Here is a 17,669-nt window from a genome sequence, read left to right as displayed (position 1 = left end):
CGCCCGATAAGCGGATGAGAGGGAGATCACATCACGCAACGTCTTGACGCCGTCCAATAGTTGAGATTTACGGAAGGCGTGCGTCCGCGACAGTGGCGAACAAGTGCCGTCCCGCGCCCGGTCTGACCTGGCCGGAGGCCGTCCCGTGGACGGTCAGCGATTACTCCAGCGGCTCGTCAAACCCCGTCCTCCAAGGTGAGCCGGTCCCCGCTCTCGCCTTTTGGAGAAATCGATGACCGGTCCAGCGCAGCAGGACGAGCTCCGTTCCGCTCTCAGATTCGACAGCACCGTCCCCCGTGCCATGGTCCACCGCGCCGCGATCGCCGAGGTCTTTCTGACCGATTCCCGCCGGGTGCCGGATCAAACCGACACGTACGAAGTGGCGGCCCAGCTGCCCCGTGCCCACATCATGGGCGAGCAGTCGGGCACGCACGACTTCCTCCTGCTGATCGAAATGCTGCGGCAGGCCGGCGTGTTCCTCGCCCACACCTACGAGGACGTCCCCCTGGACGAGTCCTTCATATTCCGCCACCTGCAGACCGAGGTACGGGACCAGTCGGCCCTGCGCACCGGTGACCGGCCGGCCCGTGCCGTCGCCACCCTCACCGTCCTCCCGCAGCGCAAGCGCAACGGCCGGGTCCAGGCCATCGACTTCTCCGGCTCGCTGGCCATCGAGGACAGGGACGCGCTCAAGTGCAGCGGCGGCCTGGCCTTCTTCACCCGCGGCGTCTACCACGCGCTGCGCGCTCGCCGCCGCAGCACTCTGGCGGACACCCTCGGCGTCCTCCCCACCCACGTGGCCGCCGCCCCCGCCCCGGTGGGCCGCCGCGACCCGTACAACGTGGTGATCACCCAGCCCATCGCCGCCGGGGAGAGCGCGTTCGCCGCCACCGTGCTCTCCGACACGACGCACCCCCACCTCTTCGACCACCAGCTCGACCACGTGCCCGGCAACCTCCTGCTGGAGGCCGCCCGACAGCTGGCCGCGGCCTCCGTGTCCTCGCTGCACGCCATCTCCGCGCACGGTCTTCAGGTGACCTCGATGGACGCGCAGTTCCAGGAGTTCGCCGAACTCGACCTCCAGACCCGGGCCGTGGCCCGCGTGGAGCAGTTCCGGCTGAACGAGTCGCTCGGCAGGCTGGTCGTCCCGGTCGTGGTGGACATCCTCCAGCAGGGCCGCGTCGTCGCCTCGTTCCGCCTGGAGGTGGCCCAGTGACCTCCCGTCACATCACCACCGTCGTGGTCGACTACGGCGGCGTCCTGACCAATCCGCTGCAGGAGACCTTCGCGGCCTTCGCCGCGGCCGTGAACGTGCCGCTCCCCGAGCTCCAGGGGGCCTTCGCGCGTGCGGCGCAGCGCTCCGGCCGCAACCCCATGGCGGACCTGGAGACCGCCTCGTGCACCGAGCGCGAGATGGTCGAGCGGATCCTCGCCGAACTGCCCGGCAGGACGTACGAGGACGTGCTCGGCGACCAGGAGTTCGGCGAGGTGTGGTTCCGCGTCCGGACCCTCAACGAGCGGCTGGTGCGGTTCCTGCGCGAACTTCGCGGGAACGGCTACCGGACCGCCCTGCTCACCAACAACGTCGTGGAATGGGGACCGCGCTGGCGCGCCCAGCTCCCGGTGGACGAGCTCTTCGACGCCGTCGTCGACTCGTCGGCCGAGGGCGTGCGCAAGCCCGATCCGCAGATCTACCGGCGGCTGCTGGAGCGGCTTCCCGCCGCGGCCCACGAGTGCCTGTTCCTCGACGACCTCGACGAGAACTGCCAGGCCGCCACCGACCTCGGCATGCTCGCGGTCCACTTCACCAGCACCGACGAGGCCATCGACCAGATCGTGGACCTGCTGCGTTCCCGCGGCGGCTCCTATGCCAGGAGCCTCGTATGACGCAGACGGACACCGTTCTGATCGTGGGGGCCGGGCCCACCGGCCTCACCACGGCCTGCACCCTGCTCCAGCACGGAGTGGACTGCCGGGTGATCGACCGCAGGAAGGGCCCGGCCAGCGAGCCCAAGGCGCTGATCCTGTGGAGCGGCGCGCTGGAGGTACTGCGGCGCATCGACGTCGCGGACGCACTGGAGAAGCGTTCGCTGCCGCTGTCCGGCGCCTCGTACTGGTCCAACGGCCGGCGCACCGGTGGGGTCCGCTTCGGCGCACTGGCCGACACGGCGTTCCCCAACCCGCTGTGCGTACCGCAGTCGGTCACGGAGGGCGTGCTGTACGACCGGCTCCTCAGGCTCGGCGGCGACGTCGAGTGGGACACCGAGCTCGCCGAGGCCCGGATCACCGGACCCAACGCCTCGGTCACCCTCTCGGTTCCCGGTACGGGCTCCCCCGCCCCCTTCTCGCCGCAGTGGCTGGTGGGTGCCGACGGCACGCACAGCAAGGTGCGCGAGGCCGCCGGGATCTCCTTCGAGGGCAGTACGTACGCACGTGACTTCCTGCTGGGCGACGGCGAGTTCAGCGGTGGCCTGCCCGAGGGCGAGGCCCAGTACCACCTCACCCCCGAGGGGGTGCTGGTCGTCGTACCGCTGCCCGGCGGCGGGCACCGCGTCTTCTTCGACCGGGATGCCACGGGCGAGGTGCGGCCGCCGTCCGAATCGGATCTCCAGGAGCTCCTCACGGCCCGCGGCCCGAAGGGCTGGAGGCTCGACTCCACCTGGTGGCGCAGCACCTTCCGGGTCCACACCAAGGTGGCCGGGACGTTCCGCGCCGGCCCGGTCCTCCTCGCCGGGGACGCCGCCCACTGCCACAGCCCGGCCGGCGGGCAGGGCCTCAACACCGGGGTGCAGGACGGTTTCAACCTGGGCTGGAAGCTGGCCGCGGTGATCCACGGCGCGGATCCGGCACTGCTGGACAGCTACGAGGCGGAGCGGCGGCCCGCCGCCCTGCGGGCGCTGCGCAACTCCGACCGCCAGACCCGGCTGTGGATGCTGCGCAGCGGCCCCAAGCGGGTGCTGCGCGACACCCTGCTGAAGGTGGCCACGGCCACCGGCGCGCTGGACCGCAAGATCGTTCCCGAACTCGCCCAGCTCGATCCCGGTCTGGAATCGAGCCCGGCGGTCCCGGGCGCGCTGCCGAAGGCGGACCAACGCAACCCCAGGGGTCCGCGCCTGCTGCGGCCCGGCGTGCGGCTGCCCGACACCCCGTGGCAGCCGCTGCACGGTACGCAGGCGCCGTCGCTGCACGAGTTCCTCGCGGCCGGCCGGCACGCGCTGCTCGTCATCCAGGGGGGTGACGCCGACCTCGCCGAGGCCACCGCCCAGGAGGCCGCCGAGCTGGCGGCCCGCTCGTCGGTGGGTGCCCGCACGGACGTCGTGCTGCTCGCCGACCACAGGCCCCGGGGCGAGTGGGACGCCTCGGCCCCGTACAGCCGGGTCGTGGACGTCGGCCGGAAGCTGACCGCGCTGGCCGAGGCCGACCGGCGCCCGCTGGTCATCTACGTACGTCCGGACGGCGCGGTCGGCGCCTGGTCCTCCCACCCCGATCTGACGCTGCTGGCGGCAGGGGTGTCCGTACTCGGCGCCGCCGTGGAAAGCGTGGCGTGATGCTGAGGCTCCTCGGCGCGCACATCGTGCGCCGGCCATGGCTGTTCCTGGTGGCGGCCCTCGTGCTGGTCCTGGACGCCCTGCTGCTCGGGGCGGACCTCCCCGACCGGCTCGGCAACGGCGGCACCACGGACCCCGGTTCGGAATCGGCGCGCGTACAGCGCGTACTGGAGGCGCACTACCCGGAGCAGCAGCCCAATCTCGTCCTGCTGGTGTCCGTACCGCAGGGCGCGCAGGTCGACGACCGCGCGTTCGCCGCACAGGGCGCCGCACTGGCCGAACGGCTGGCCTTCGAGAAGCCGGTCGTCGGTGTCGTCTCGTACTGGCAGACCGGGCTCGCCGAGCTGCGCTCCCACGACGGCCGGCAGGCGGTGATCGCCGCCCGCATCGAGGGCGACGAGAAGCGGGCCCGCGCGGCGCTGGAGGAACTGGCCCCCCGGTTCCGCGGCGAACAAGGCGCGAAGGGTGAGCAGGGCGCGAAGGCAGAGCAGGGCGCGAAGGGCGAGAGCGCTGACCAGGGCGGACTGACGGTGCGGATCACCGGACCGCTCGCCGTGCAGAACGAGATCCAGAGCACCGTGGCCGAAGACCTGGCCCGCTCCGAGCTGATCGCCCTGCCGCTCACCCTGATCGTCCTGGTCTGGGTCTTCGGCGGGGTGCTCGCCGCGGCGCTGCCGGTCGTGGTGGGCCTGATCACCGTCCTCGCCACGGGCGCGGTGCTGCGCGTCATCACCGGCTTCACCGACGTGTCGGTCTTCGCACAGAACCTCACCACGGCCCTGGGCCTCGGCCTGGCCATCGACTACGCACTGCTGATCGTGCGCAGGTTCCGCGAGGAGCTGGACGCCGGGCTGGTCCCCGGGGAGGCGGTGCTGCGCACCGTGCGCACCGCCGGCCGTACCGTCCTGTTCTCGGCGCTGACCGTGGCGGTCGCCCTGGCGGCGATGCTCGTCTTCCCGCTCTACTTCCTGCGCTCCCTCGCCTACGCGGGGATCACAGTGGTGCTGGTCTCGGCCCTCACCGCGCTGACGGTGCTGCCCGCGGTGCTGGCGCTGCTGGGCCGCCGGGTGGACGCGCTGACGGTGCGCCGCAGGGGGCGCAGGGACGCGTCGCCGCCCAAGGGGCGGGTGACGGAGCTGGTGATGCGCCGTGCGCCGCTGGTCACGGTGGCGGTGACGGGCATCCTGCTGGTGCTGGGACTGCCCTTCCTGAACGCCCGGTTCGGCACCGCCGACCACCGTCAGCTGCCTGCCGCGAGCGAGTCGCGGATCGCCCAGGAAACCCTGCGCGAGGACTTCGACGACCTTCCCGAGGGTTCGATACCGGTCCTGTTGCGTACGGGCGGAGCTTCCGCCGCCGAGGCGCGGGCCACCGCGGACCGGATCGCCGGGAAGCTGTCCGCGCTCGCCGGGGTGACCCGGGTCGAGTCCTCCGCAGGCACCTACCGCGACGGCACCCGGTCTGAGGTCCCCTCGCCCGCCGACTCCGGTCGCAGGACGGCGGGTTACGACCTGCTGACGGTGGTGGCCGAGGACGACACGGCCGCGACCTCGGCCGCCCACCAGGAGCTCGTGGGCCGGCTGCGCCACGCGTCCGGGTCCGACGGTGCCTCCGTGGGCGGTCCGGCGGCCGAGGTCGTGGACAGCAAGGCGGCCATCGGCCGGGGCCTGGTCCCCGCCCTCGGCTTCATCCTGGTCGGCACGCTGGTGCTGGTCTTCCTGATGACCGGGAGCCTGGCGCTGCCACTGCTGACGATCGCGCTCAACGGCCTCAGCCTGACCGCCATGTTCGGCGCGGTGGTGTGGGTGTTCCAGGAAGGCGGGCTGTCCGGGCTGCTGGGCTTCACCGCGACGGGGGACGTGGAGGCGACCCTTCCGGTCCTGATGTTCTGCGTGGCCTTCGGCCTGTCCATGGACTACGGGGTCTTCCTCGTCGCCCGGATCAAGGAGCACTTCGACCGGACCGGCGACCACCGGGAGTCGGTGCTGCACGGCATGCGCACCACCGGCGGGCTGATCACCGCGGCCGCCGTGGTCCTCAGCGTGGTGTTCGTTTCCATCGGCCTGTCGCGGATCACCAACACCAAGATGCTCGGCCTCGGTGTCGCCCTGGCCGTGCTGGTGGACGCCCTCGTCGTACGGACCCTGCTGGTCCCGGCGGTGCTGGCGCTGCTGGGCCGTCGCGCCTGGTGGGCACCGGCCCCGCTGCGCCGGATCCACCGCCGCCTCGGACTGCGCGAGGAGCCCGAGGCGCATTCCGCGGACTCCCCCGGCTCCTCGGACTCCCCCGGCTCCCCCGGCTCCCCCGACGCCCAAGCATCCCCGGACGGCCCTGAAAGGACTGCGCATGACCGCGAACCCGCCGCCCTCTGAGCCGGCCCCGCAGTACCCGGCGCTGGGCGCCGTGCTGGTCACCGGAGCCACCGGGCTGCTCGGCCACGCCGTCGTCGCCCGGCTGCTCGCCGCCGGGTCCGAGGTGACGGCGGTGGTCCGGGACGCGGAACGCGCCGCGTCGCTGCTGCCGGGCCATCCCGCGCTGCGGCTGGTCGTCGGGGACGTCACCGACATCGACAGCTACGCCGGCGCCCTGCACGGGATGGACGCCGTGATCCACACGGCCGCGTACTTCCGCGAGTACTACCAGCCGGGCCACGACCTCGACCTGCTGCACCGCACCAACGTGGACGCGGTGGAGGAGCTGCTGAAGGCGGCGGTCGACGCCGAGGTGCCCACGGTGGTGCAGACGAGCTCCATCGCCGTGCTGGGCGGCGGCGACGTCCGCTCTCCCGCGGACGAGCAGACCCCGAACGGCAACCCCGAACGGGGGAACCGCTACCGCGCGAGCAAGATCCGCGCGGAGCGGATGATCGACGGCTTCGGCGAGAAGTACGGGCTGCGGGTGCCGCTCGTACTGCCCGGCTGGATGTGGGGCCCCGGGGACTCCGGACCCACATCGGCGGGGCGGCTCTTCCTGGCGGTGGCGCGCGGCGAGATCAAAGCGCTGCCGGCCGCGGGCAACCACGTGGTGGACGCCCGCGACGTGGCCGCCGTCTGCGTCGCCGCGGCCGCGCTCGGGACCGGCGGCCGGCGCTACATCGCGGGCGGCAGCTGGTACCCGCTGCACGAGATCTGCGCCGCCGTGGTGCGGGCGACCGGTACCGGGACGGTGCCGCGCAAGCTGCCCTCGGGGGCCGCGATGACCATCGCCTCGGTCCTGGAGTGGCAGGCGAAGGTGCGCGGGGCATCGCCCGTCGCCACCCGGACCGGCATGCGGACGCTGCTCGAAGGACACCACCGGAGGGTTTCCTCCGCCCGCGCCATCGACGAACTCGGTGCGAGCTTCCGCCCGTTGGAACAGACCGTCACGGACCAGACCGCCTGGCTCCGCGCGCGAGGAGAACTGCCGGCCGCCCCTGCGGCGCCGGCGCGAAAGCTGAGGAGTTCATGAGCATCATCAAGCGGGTCGCCGTACTGGGCGCGGCCGCGGCACTGCTGGCCAGCCCGGTGCTGGCGGCCGTGACCGCCGCCGACACCCCGGCATCGGCCACCACCGGCGCGTCGGTGAACGTGTCCGCTCCGCCGTCCCCCGCCGAGGCCGAGGCGGCCGCGAAGGAGACCGCCGCACGGCTCGCGGCCCAGCACATCGTGGACGTGCCGGTCTCCTTCACCGTGCGCAACACCAACGGCAGCAAGACCGGTTGCCGCACCAGCGGCGGGACCCAGCGGATCAGCGGCCACCTGACCGCGCCCGCCTCCGTACTCTCCGGCGGGAAGCGGGCGGTCACGCTCTACCAGCACGGGATCGCGGCGGGCGAGTGGTACTGGCGCCTCGACGTGCCCGGCTACCACTACGCCGAGGAGCTCGCCAAGCGCGGCCACGCCTCCGTCACCATCGACCGGCTCGGCTACGGGGCCAGCGACCGCCCCGACGGCTTCGACACCTGCATCGGCGCCGAGGCCGACATCGCGCACCAGATCGTGCAGCAGCTGCGCACCGGGTCGTACGCCCTCGAAGGCAAGCCCGCCGAGGGTCCCGAGACGGCACAGGGCTTCGACACGGTCACCCTGGCCGGGCAGTCCAACGGCGGGCAGGTGGCCCAGATCGAGGCCTACTCGTTCGGCGGCATCGACGGGCTGATGATCATGGACTGGACCGACCGGGGCCTGACCCCCGAGGCCAACACCCGCTTCTTCAGCGCCCTCCAGAGCTGCATGGCCGGCGGGCAGCCCAGCCGCGAACCCTCGGACCCGAGCGGCTACGTCTACTACGACCTGGGACCCGACCAGTTCCGCCGGGGCAACTTCCACGACACCGAGGAACGGGTCATGGACGCCGCGGCCCCGCACCAGAACCGTCACCCCTGCGGCGACATGAGCTCCCAGCTCGACTCCGTCTTCACGGACCTGGAGCACCTGGGCTCGGTCAAGGTCCCGGTCCTCCTCGTGTACGGGGACGAGGACGCCCGTGTCACCGGAGGCGCCGCCCACCAGCGGCTGTTCACCGGCGCCCAGACCGAACTCGTCACCATCCCGGGCGCCGGGCACTACGCCACGATGGCCCGCTCGGCGCCCGCCACCTTCGACCGGATCGACACCTGGCTCGACGCCCGCGGTCTGTGACCCCGGCCCCGTTCCCTTGCCCCGTTCTTCAGCCCTGCCCGTTCTTCAGCCCTGCCCGTTCCTCACCCCTGCCCCCCCACAGATCCCCCTTCATCCAGAGAGCAGAAAATGCCGAGCACACCGAGCAAACAGCAGTCCCCCCGCAACAACCCCGTGGAACATCCCCCCGCACTGCAGCGCTGGGGGCGGGTGACCGCCTCGCGGTCCCGGCTCGTCGTCTGGGTCGGTGTCGCCTTGGCCGTACTGGGCCTGGCCCTGGCGGCCGGCACCATGAACCGGCTGGTCCTCAGCCGCTTCGAGACCCCCGGATCCGAGTCGGTCACCACCCGCGCCGTCCTGGAGAAGGAGTTCAAGGCGGGCACGCCCAGCGTGCTGCTGATGGTCACCGCCAAGCAGGGCGGCGTGGACGAGGCCGCCGCGGCCTCCGAGGGCCGCGCCCTGGAGCGGGAGCTCGCCGGGCAGGCCGGGGTCGCCGAGGTCTTCTCGTACTGGTCTCGGGGCAACTCGCCCACCATGCGGGGCAAGGACGGCAAGCAGGCCCTGATCATCGCCCGGCTGTCGGGCACCGTGACCGAGGCCCGGACCAGGCTGGCGGACCTCTCCCCCGCCTTCACCCGGGACAGCGCGCAGCTGAAGGTCCAGGTCGGTGGCGGTGACGAGGTGTTCCGGCAGGCCGCCGAACAGGCCCGCAAGGACTTCCTGCGGGCCGAGATGATCGTCCTCCCCCTGGTCCTGCTCCTGCTGTTCGCCATCTACCGCCGCTTCTCGGCCGCCTTCCTCACCCTCGGCATGGGCCTGTTCTCGGTGATCACCACACTGGCGCTGATGCGCGGTGTCACGTACATCACCGACGTCTCCACCTTCGCCGCCAACCTGGCCCTGGTGATGGGCATCGGGCTCGGCGTCGACTACAGCCTCTTCATCATCAACCGCTTCCGCGAGGAACTCCGGGCCGGCCGCACCGTCCCCGACGCCGTCGAGCAGTCCGTGGCCAACGCCGGCCGCACCGTCGCCTTCAGCGGTCTCACCGTGATCCTGTCGCTGGCGGCCCTCCTGCTCTTCCCGTTCCCCTTCCTGCGCTCGTTCGCGTACGCCGGTATCGCCACGGTCCTCACCTCGGTCTTCGCGGCCCTGGTGATCCTGCCCGCCTCGCTCGCCCGCCTCGGCCACAAGGTCGCCCGCAAGAACGAGAACGACCGTCCCGAGCAGGGCTGGTGGCACCACACGGCGCTGCGCATGATGCGCCGGCCGCTGCTGTACGGAATCCCGGCGCTGGTGGTGCTGCTGGGGCTGGCCTCGCCGGCCCTGGGGCTCACCTTCGGCGTGCCGGGTGCGCAGGTGCTGCCCCGTGACGTGTCCAGCCGCGTGGTCCAGCAGCAGATCCTCGACAACTTCGCCGCCGAGGAAACGAGCGCGATCAAGGTCCTGCGCACCGGCCAGGCCGGTACCGACGCCAACCGGTCCTCGATCGAGGCCACGGCCACCGAGCTGTCCCAGGTCTCCGGCATCCACCAGGTCGACGCCCTCACCGGTTCGTACGCGAAGGGGCAGAAGATCGCCGAACCCGGCGACTCCGCCCGCCGGTTCGCGGGCGAGCGCAGCACCTGGTACTCGGTGATCGCCACGCACCGCACCGTCGCCCAGGACATCGACCGCGCCCACTCCGAGATCCGCTCCGTCGCCGCCAAGGGCGCAGAGCCGGGCGCGGTGAAGATCGCCGGCTACCCCGCCGAACTGAGCGAGTTCCGCTCCGAGCTGGTCGACCGGCTGCCGCTGGTCTTCGGGCTGATCCTGGTGACCACGTTCCTCGTGCTGTTCCTGATGACCGGCAGCCTGCTCCTCCCGGCGAAGGCCATGCTCCTGAACACCCTGAGCATGGGTGTGATGTTCGGCGTCCTCGTGTGGATCTTCCAGGAGGGGAACCTGGCCGACCTGTTCGGCTTCACCCCGAGCGGCTCGATCGAGCCCAGCATCCCGATCCTGATGTTCTGCGTGGCCTTCGGCCTCTCCATGGACTACGAGGTCTTCATGCTGTCGCGGATCAAGGAGGAGTACGAGCTCACCGGCGACAACTCCGGCGCGGTGGCCGCCGGCCTCGAGCGCAGCGGTCCGCTGATCACCTCGGCGGCCGTCATCCTCGCGGCCTCGTTCGCGACGTACGCCTCGTCCGAGATCGTCTTCCTCAAGATGCTGGGCATCGGCATGGTCGTGGTCATCCTGGTCGACGCCACGCTGATCCGCGCGGTCCTCGTACCGGTCTCCATGCGGCTTGCCGGCAAGGCCAACTGGTGGGCTCCGGCGCCCCTGCGCGCCTTCCACCGGCGGTTCGGCATCTCCGAGTCGGCGGCCCCGGCCGCGGCCGCCGGTGCCGGTGCCGGTACCGGTGCCACTGCCTCCGGGCAGCCCGACACGGCAGGGGTCGGCGTCCCCGCCGACCGCGCCTGATCCGTCCGGCGCGAGGAAGAGAGACACATGCTGGGATTCGGAGTGACGGCGCTCATGCTGGTGGGCTCCGCCGCCGTCCACTACTACCTGTGGATCCGCCTGGTCCGTGACACGACCGGGCCGGGGACGGCCGTGCGGCGGCTGGGCACGTGGGGGGTGGTCCTGTCGGCGCTGCTCGCTCCCGGGACCCGGATCCTCACCCCGCTGTTCGACCCCTCGGACGGAGGTGGCGGCCGGTTCCTGGCGTGGCCCGGCTACGTCCTGATCGGAGTGCTGCTCTACCTGCTGCCGACGCTCGTGATACTCGAACTGCCGCGGGCGCTCGCGCTGCGCAGATGGCGGCGTGCCGAGCGGCTGGAGACGGACACGACTCCGGTGTCTGTACCTGTATCGGCGTCGGCGTCGGCGTCGGCGTCGGCGTCGGCCGAGTCGGCGCAGGTGGCACCTGCCCCGGCGGAGGCCGGGGACGAGGCCCGGGCGGCGGACCGTCTGGTCGGCCGCCGGCTCTTCCTCGGCCGGGCGGTGGGCACCCTGGCCGGTGCCACCGCACTCGGCACCGTCGGCTACGGCATGTCCTCGGCGCTCGGGGACCCGCTGATCAAGCGCGTACCGGTCACCCTCGCCAAGGTGAACCCGCGCCTGGCCGGTCTACGGATCGCGGTCGTCAGCGACATCCACCTGGGGCCGCTCCTCGGGCGCGCCCACACCGAGCGGATCGTCCGGATGGTCAACGGGCTGCAGGCCGACCTGGTGACGATCGTCGGCGATCTCGCCGACGGAACGGCGTCCCAGCTGGGGCCTGCGGCCCGGCCGCTGAAGGGGCTCGAATCGCGTTACGGGAACTTCTTCGTCACCGGCAACCACGAGTACCTCTACGACGGGGTCGAGGACTGGCTGGACGAGATGCGCAACGTCGGCGTCCGCCCTCTGGTGAACGAACGCGTGGAGATCCGGCACAACGGGGCCTACCTCGACCTGGCCGGGGTCGAGGACCTCGCCGGGGAGGACCACGGCCGGGGGCCCGACCTCGGGAAGGCCCTGGGCGGACGGGACCTGTCGCGTCCCGTCGTGCTCCTCGCCCACCAGCCGGTGTTCGCCGAGGAGGCCGCCCGGCACGGGGTGGACCTCCAGCTGTCCGGCCACACGCACGGCGGGCAGATGTTCCCGCTGACCGCGATCACCGAGCTGGCCAATCCGGTCAACTCCGGGCTCGGCAAGGTGGACGAGACCCAGGTGTACGTGACGAACGGGGCGGGCTTCTTCGGCCCACCGGTCCGGGTCGGCGCTCCGGCGGACATCACCCTGCTGGAACTGCGTTCCCCGCAGGCGTAGCGCGCTTGCCCGTTTGTCTGTTTGCCCGTTTGCCCGCGTAGCACCATGCCCCGGGACCGGCCCCGGCGATCTCCGCCGGGGCCGGTTCCGGCGTTTCGTCCCCGCGGACCCCCTGCGCACCCGATGCACCCGGTACCTCCGGTGCCCCCGTGCTATTCGAAGGCCTTGACCGCCTGGTAGTAGGTCCACGCGGTGCCGTCGCAGGAGGCCTTGCGGGCGCCCGAGTAGCCTGCGCAGACCCGCTTCAGGTCGGAGTGGAACATCTCGTCCAGCCGGGGCTTGGCCGCCTTGAACTCCCCCGCCGCCTTGTAGTTGCGGTAGCCGAAGTCATGCCGGGCGCAGGCCGTCCGGAAGGGGAAGCCGAAGGGATTGTCCGGGGACGTGGTGCAGTAGTCCGTGGTCCAGTCGAAGCCGTACGGCTCCCACTCGCCCTGGTTCCCGCGCGCCGCGGCCCAGGCGCCCTGGCTGGCCGCGCCCGGCTGCGTCCAGCCGCTCAGCACCTGGGGCTTGTCCTCGGGGACCTGCGGGGCCCGCGGCGCCGCTGACGCCGGGAGCGCGAAGGCCAGTACGGCTGCCAAGGCGCCGGACACGAGGGCGGGGGCGAGGGCGGGTCGACGGGGCACGCATCCTCTAACGAGGGGTGCCGCCGCGGGTGTCGGACGGGGCGGGCGCGGGCGGCCGGAGGACGGAACCGGTACTCAGGTATGAGCCGGTGTCACCCTTCCGGCAGAGATCCGGTTCAGCCTCGGGAGGGACGCGGACTACGGCCGGCGCCGCGAATACTCGTAGACATGAACCGCCGTCCTCTCGTCATCGCCGCCGCCACCGTGGGAGTCCTCGCCACCGCTGCCATCGCCCTGCCCAACCTCCCGCCCAACCCCCTGACCGACACGATCAACGACCGGGTGTTCAAGGAGAGGGGCATGCGCTTCGCGACGGCCGCCGACGCTCCGGCGCACGGGGAGCCCGTGCCCGGGAAGCCCGCGCGCGGGGAGGCGACGTGGGTGCTGCCGCGCTGGGTGCCGAAGGACGCGACTGACATACGAATAATGGCGCGCACCGACGGTAAGGCGAGGCTGCTCCGCTTCACGCTGGGCGCGACGCCGCTCGACGGCCCGCAGTGCTCGGCGGGCACGCCGAGCAAGCACGTGGGGACGGCGCTGGCGGCCAAGTGGTGGCCTGCGGGCACCGGCTCCGAGGAGCGGCCCGAGTGCCGCGGCACCTACCAGTACCAGGTCACGGTGCGCGGCAAGGAGGTCTACGCCTGGACCGACGGCACCCCGTCTCCCGGGGCGGGGACGCAGGAAGGCACGACCCGGCAGGTGTCGGCAGCGACCCGCTGATCCCGGCCCGCCCGGGGGTGTCAGTGAGGCGTGCGCAGTTCGCGGGCCGCCGCGAGTTCCGCGAGGCGGGCCCAGTGGGGGCGCAGCCAGTCCTCCGGTGAGGCGGCCGTCGGCAGGCCCGCCGGCAGGCTGTCGTGGAAGGCTGTGGTCTCCGGTTCGACGGCTCGGTGGTGCGTCAGGATCCGCGGTTCCCCGGGGCCGTCCGAAGCCACGGCCACGCTCCGGAGGAACATCGCGTTGGCCACCAGCAGCCAGTGCGGCCTGCCCGGGTCGGCGCCGGATCCGTCTCCGTTGTCGCTCGACAGCGCCCATGGGTCGGGGGCCAGGTACCGGACCCGCCCGACGCCGGTGAACTCGGCCGCCGCCGCGCACATCGAGCACGGCTCCTGGGTGCTCCAGAGCGTCGCCGTGCCCAGGTCCCAGCCCGTGCGGGCGGCCCCCAGCGCGTTCATCTCGGCGTGGGCGAGCGGCGTCGCGCGCAACGGCCCGGTGCCCGGGCCGTCCTCGTACGCCTCGTTGCGCCCCTCGGCGACCGGCTTCCCGTCGGCGTCCGTCAGGACGGCTCCCACCGCGAGGCCTCCGGCCGCGAGCGACTCGTAGGCGAGGGCGAGCGCCCTGCGCAGAGGCTCCGGCGCGGCGCGCCACTCCGTGTCGAAACCGTACTCCCCGTTGATCATCCGGCCATTATCGTCGCCGCCTCGGCCGCTCCCCCGGCAGCGTCCTCCCCCGCTGCTCCGTCACCCCTGGCGTCATCCCGTGCGCCACCGCTGTCGGCGATGTCGCGGCATCCTGTCGGCGCCTGTCGCGTCACCGCTCTCGTCACCGCCGTCGCCATCGCCATCGCCATCGCCATCGCCATCGGCACCCGCATCGGCACCGCTATCGTCGCGTCATGGACATCCGCCCCGCCCGTACGGTCGCCGAACTCCAAGCCGCGCAGGCCCTCTTCGACGGGCCCGCCCGCGCGGACTGGTCGGAGCGGTTCCTCTCCGCCCCGGGGCACCTGATGCTGATCGCCTACGTGGACGGCGCACCCGTCGGCATGGTCTCCGGCATCGAGATGATCCACCCCGACAAGGGCACCGAGATGTGCCTCTACGAGCTCTCCGTGGACGAGGACCACCGCCGGCGCGGCCTCGGCCGGGCACTGACCGAGGCGCTCGCCGCCGAGGCCGAGTCGCGCGGCTGCTACGGCATGTGGGTGGGCGTCGACACCGACAACGAGGCCGCGCTGGCCACGTACGGGGCGGCCGGCGCCCGCGACGAGGGCGTCTTCAGGATGCTCGGCTGGCCCTTCGCCCGGTAGCCCCTCGCCGCCCCCCGGGGGCGGCGTGTCGTGGGGCCAGTCGGCGCACCCTCCGCGCGGCCGGCCCGTGCCTCGCCGAGCATCGGCGGCATGACCGCATTCACCGCGCTGCTCCCGGCCGCCGCCCTGCTGGCGGCGGCCACCGCCCTGCCGCCGTACGCCGCCACCGCCGCAGCCGCCACCCCCGACGCCCCCACCGCCCCCTACGTCGTCGTCCTCAAGGACGGCAGCACGCGCGTCTCCGCGGCCGCCGCCGCCCGCGCCCTCGCCGCCGAGGCCGAGGCTGCCGGGGATCGCGTCGGGGCCGTCTACGACACCGCCCTGAGCGGTTTCGCCGTCCGCACCACCGCCGCCCGCGCCGCCGAACTCGCCGCCGATCCCCGGGTGGCCTCCGTGGAGCCCGACGCGGTCTTCCGGATCGACGACACACCCGTCAACGACCCCGTCGACCCCGTCGATCCCGTCGCGCCCGTGGATCCCGTCGCCCCCGCCGCCCCTCTCGTCCAGACCTCCGCGCCCTGGGCCCTGGACCGGCTCGACCAGAGCGAACTGCCCCTCGACGGCTCGTACACGTACCCGGCCAAGGCCGAGGGGATCACCGCGTACATCGTCGACACGGGGATCAACACCCTGCACCAGGAGTTCGGCGGCCGGGCCCGCTGGGGCGCCAACGCGGTGTTCATGGAGGCCGCCACGGACTGCAACGGCCACGGCACGCACGTCGCCGGGACCGTCGGCGGAGCCACCTACGGGGTGGCCAAGGGGGTTTCGCTCGTCGCCGTGAAGGTGGCGGACTGCCGCGGGGACGCGACCCTGTCGGCCATCACGCGCGGCATCGACTGGATGGTCAAGGACGCCCTCAAGTCGCCCTCCACCCCGGCCGTGGCCAACATGAGCCTGGGCGGCGGCCACAGCTTCGCCCTCGACCGGGCGGTGACCCGGGCGATCGCGTCCGGGATCACCTTCACGGTGGCGGCGGGCAACTCCGGCGAGAACGCCTGCACCGGCTCTCCCGCCGGCGTCCCGCAGGCGCTCACGGTGGGCGCGACGGACGCCCTGGACCGGCGGCCCGCCTTCTCCAATTACGGTGCCTGCGTGGACCTCTCCGCCCCCGGCGTGGCCGTCACCTCGGCCTGGAAGGGTTCCGTCACGGCCACCGCCCGCGCCTCCGGCACCTCGATGGCGGCCCCGCACGTGGCGGGCGCCGCCGCACTGGTGCTGGCTCGGGGCCTGGCGGCCGGCGGCCCGCGCCAGACGCCCGCGCAGGTGGCCGGAACCCTCGTAGGGGACTCCGTGCGCGACCGGATCACCGCCCTGCCGACCGGGACGCCGAACCTGTTGCTGCACGTGCCGACCGGGCCGTAGCCCGTACGGGGTCCTCCGCCGGCGGCGCCTCCCCCGCCCCGGCGGACCCCGGCCGGACCGCCCCGGAAGCCCGGTCCGCGAGCCCGTTGCGGCACCCCACCCGCCCCACCCGCGCCACCCCGGGGCAACGGGTATCCGCCGCTCCGCTCCACCCGGCCTGATGGCACATCAATTTCTGTGTGCTTCGGGCGAAAGCAAGTCATTGACTTCTCAATCCCGCGACGCGTCAATGTCGGCCACCGCACCGGCTCGACCTCCCCCACACAGCGGGTGGGGGGAGGGTTCGTATGACGAAGGAGTCGCGACCCAGTGAGTACAACGTTTCGACGAAGAGTTCTGGCCGGGGCTGGCGCTCTGTCCCTGGCCCTGACGGGCGCCGTGGTGGGTCTGTCGGGCACCGCGCAGGCCGCGACCAAGACGACGCCCGTCCCGATGGACTGCGTCGCGCCCGCGCCCCAGCCGGGTGGTTCGGGCACCCAGCCCTACACGATCACGCTGCCCGACGGCGCCAAGGCCGGCGACGTGGTGCCGATCACCATCGACCCGGGCCCGAGCCCGGTCATCCCCAGCTTCTCGGTAACGACCACGAACGTCTCCAAGATCACCCTCAAGGTCGGGTCTACCCTCCAGACGGTCGTCAGCCCGCCCGAGACGGTCGACGTGATCGCCGGACAGGCGCTCAACCCCGCCGCCTTCTCCGGCACCGTCAAGATCCCGGACGGTTCCGAGGGCACCACGGTGACCGTGGCCCTGGACCTGGCGGTGACCGACGCGAGCCTCATGGGCTCGGTCTTCACCACCACCTGTACCCCGAACCCCCGCCCGAGCGCCTCGCTCGGCTCGGTGGTCGTGGAAGCACTGCCCAAGGACCCGATCACCACCAAGCTGTCGCCCAACAGCGGTCCGGCGGGCCAGGAAGTCGTCGTCACGGGCGCCAACTTCCCGGCGGGCGCGGTCACCTGCTCCGCATTCAAGAACGGCACGGCCACGGGTGACACGGGTGGCGGCACGGCCACCGCGGCCGGCGTCGCGACCTGCAACATCATCGTCAACCAGCCCGCCGACAAGATCCGTATCGACGGCTCGATCCTCCCGTACAAGGACTACGTCTTCATCGCCCAGCAGCCCGGCGTGCAGAACCCGGTCGACGTGGAGGTCCTGCCCGGCCCGCTGGCCATCGGCCCGGAGGCGGGCAACCCCGCCGTCAGCTTCGGTTCGGTCACCATCAACGGCAAGTCCCAGTCGGTCGTCGGTCAGTTCACCGCGATGGCCGTCCAGGACTTCCGCGGCGGGACCCTCGGCTGGGACGTCTCGGCGACCCGGACGCCGTTCCTGAACCAGGTCACCGGCCACTCCATGGCCACGGCGCAGATCGGCATCCAGCCGACCTGCAAGGTGACCAACCCGGCCAGCCCGAGCCCCTGCACCGCAGGTACGCCCGGTGCGATCTCCGACGTCCCGATGAAGGTCGCGTCGGCGGCCCCGGGCGGCGACAACCTGACCGGTGGCGAGTTCGAGATCGGCGGAGCCGGAATGATCCAGCTCCCGCCGTTCATGTTCGCGGACAGCTACCAGTCGGTCGTCACCTTCTCGATCGCCTGACCCGTACGACCCCGCTCCACCCGGGTGGTGGGGGGGCCCCCCCCCCCCCCCCCCCCACCCCCCCCCCCCCACCCCCCGCCCCCCCGCCCGCCCCCCCCCCCCCCCCCCC

14 protein-coding genes are annotated in these 17,669 nt (G+C 72.6%); 12 read left to right on the top strand and 2 right to left on the bottom strand.

The annotated features are described in order from the left end of the window. Positions 1-232: 232 nt before the first annotated feature. The 8 genes from ACFYM0_RS13190 to ACFYM0_RS13155 all read left to right on the top strand — a co-directional run bounded on the left by ACFYM0_RS13190 (position 233) and on the right by ACFYM0_RS13155 (position 11,944). A complete protein-coding gene (locus tag ACFYM0_RS13190) occupies positions 233-1,216 on the top strand; it encodes a ScbA/BarX family gamma-butyrolactone biosynthesis protein (protein WP_388500261.1) in 984 nt (327 codons plus the stop codon). Then, positions 1,213-1,887 carry an HAD family hydrolase gene (locus tag ACFYM0_RS13185; RefSeq protein WP_388500259.1) on the top strand — a complete coding sequence of 225 codons (675 nt, stop codon included), beginning with the start codon at positions 1,213-1,215 and terminating at the stop codon, positions 1,885-1,887. Before ACFYM0_RS13190 ends, ACFYM0_RS13185 begins: the two co-directional genes overlap by 4 nt. Next, a complete protein-coding gene (locus ACFYM0_RS13180) occupies positions 1,884-3,548 on the top strand; it encodes an FAD-dependent monooxygenase (protein ID WP_388500256.1) in 1,665 nt (554 codons plus the stop codon). Before ACFYM0_RS13185 ends, ACFYM0_RS13180 begins: the two co-directional genes overlap by 4 nt. After that, positions 3,548-5,920, top strand: a complete 2,373-nt coding sequence (locus tag ACFYM0_RS13175) for an MMPL family transporter (RefSeq protein WP_388500952.1) — start codon at positions 3,548-3,550, stop codon at positions 5,918-5,920. Before ACFYM0_RS13180 ends, ACFYM0_RS13175 begins: the two co-directional genes overlap by 1 nt. Further along, positions 5,895-6,995 carry an NAD-dependent epimerase/dehydratase family protein gene (locus ACFYM0_RS13170; RefSeq protein ID WP_388500254.1) on the top strand — a complete coding sequence of 367 codons (1,101 nt, stop codon included), beginning with the start codon at positions 5,895-5,897 and terminating at the stop codon, positions 6,993-6,995. The genes ACFYM0_RS13175 and ACFYM0_RS13170 overlap by 26 nt, the downstream gene beginning before the upstream one ends. Beyond that, entirely contained in the window at positions 6,992-8,167 is a 1,176-nt protein-coding gene (locus ACFYM0_RS13165) for an alpha/beta hydrolase (protein WP_388500252.1), read from the top strand. Before ACFYM0_RS13170 ends, ACFYM0_RS13165 begins: the two co-directional genes overlap by 4 nt. 108 nt (positions 8,168-8,275) lie before the next feature. Beyond that, positions 8,276-10,612, top strand: coding sequence for an MMPL family transporter (locus tag ACFYM0_RS13160; RefSeq protein WP_388500250.1), 2,337 nt, complete (start codon positions 8,276-8,278; stop codon positions 10,610-10,612). Positions 10,613-10,639: 27 nt separating this feature from the next. Next, a complete protein-coding gene (locus tag ACFYM0_RS13155; RefSeq protein ID WP_388500247.1) occupies positions 10,640-11,944 on the top strand; it encodes a metallophosphoesterase in 1,305 nt (434 codons plus the stop codon). A gap of 152 nt (positions 11,945-12,096) precedes the next feature. Here ACFYM0_RS13155 and ACFYM0_RS13150 read toward each other — a convergent pair whose 3' ends face one another. Continuing rightward, positions 12,097-12,522: a phospholipase gene (locus ACFYM0_RS13150; protein ID WP_388500950.1), complete on the bottom strand. Its 426-nt coding sequence runs from the start codon at positions 12,520-12,522 to the stop codon at positions 12,097-12,099. Between the two features lie 213 nt (positions 12,523-12,735). On the opposite strand from ACFYM0_RS13150, the gene ACFYM0_RS13145 reads away from it, so the two are divergent. Continuing rightward, positions 12,736-13,287: a hypothetical protein gene (locus ACFYM0_RS13145; RefSeq protein ID WP_388500245.1), complete on the top strand. Its 552-nt coding sequence runs from the start codon at positions 12,736-12,738 to the stop codon at positions 13,285-13,287. A 20-nt stretch (positions 13,288-13,307) separates the two neighbouring features. On the opposite strand, the gene ACFYM0_RS13140 is transcribed toward ACFYM0_RS13145, so the two are convergent. Then, positions 13,308-13,964 carry a nucleoside deaminase gene (locus ACFYM0_RS13140; protein WP_388500242.1) on the bottom strand — a complete coding sequence of 219 codons (657 nt, stop codon included), beginning with the start codon at positions 13,962-13,964 and terminating at the stop codon, positions 13,308-13,310. Between the two features lie 215 nt (positions 13,965-14,179). Between ACFYM0_RS13140 and ACFYM0_RS13135 the strand changes: the two genes are divergently transcribed. The 3 genes from ACFYM0_RS13135 to ACFYM0_RS13125 all read left to right on the top strand — a co-directional run bounded on the left by ACFYM0_RS13135 (position 14,180) and on the right by ACFYM0_RS13125 (position 17,560). Continuing rightward, positions 14,180-14,593, top strand: a complete 414-nt coding sequence (locus ACFYM0_RS13135; RefSeq protein WP_388500239.1) for a GNAT family N-acetyltransferase — start codon at positions 14,180-14,182, stop codon at positions 14,591-14,593. Positions 14,594-14,683: 90 nt separating this feature from the next. Then, positions 14,684-15,958, top strand: coding sequence for a S8 family peptidase (locus tag ACFYM0_RS13130; protein ID WP_388500237.1), 1,275 nt, complete (start codon positions 14,684-14,686; stop codon positions 15,956-15,958). Positions 15,959-16,336: 378 nt separating this feature from the next. Further along, positions 16,337-17,560 (top strand): hypothetical protein, encoded by a 1,224-nt coding sequence (locus ACFYM0_RS13125; protein ID WP_388500234.1) that lies wholly within the window; start codon positions 16,337-16,339, stop codon positions 17,558-17,560. Positions 17,561-17,669: the final 109 nt, after the last annotated feature.

This window comes from Streptomyces sp. NPDC006487 (assembly GCF_042870555.1).
Taxonomy (GTDB): Bacteria; Actinomycetota; Actinomycetes; order Streptomycetales; family Streptomycetaceae; genus Streptomyces.
Note: the sequence above shows the minus strand (reverse complement) of the source record. Positions and strands in the feature narration are given on the sequence as shown.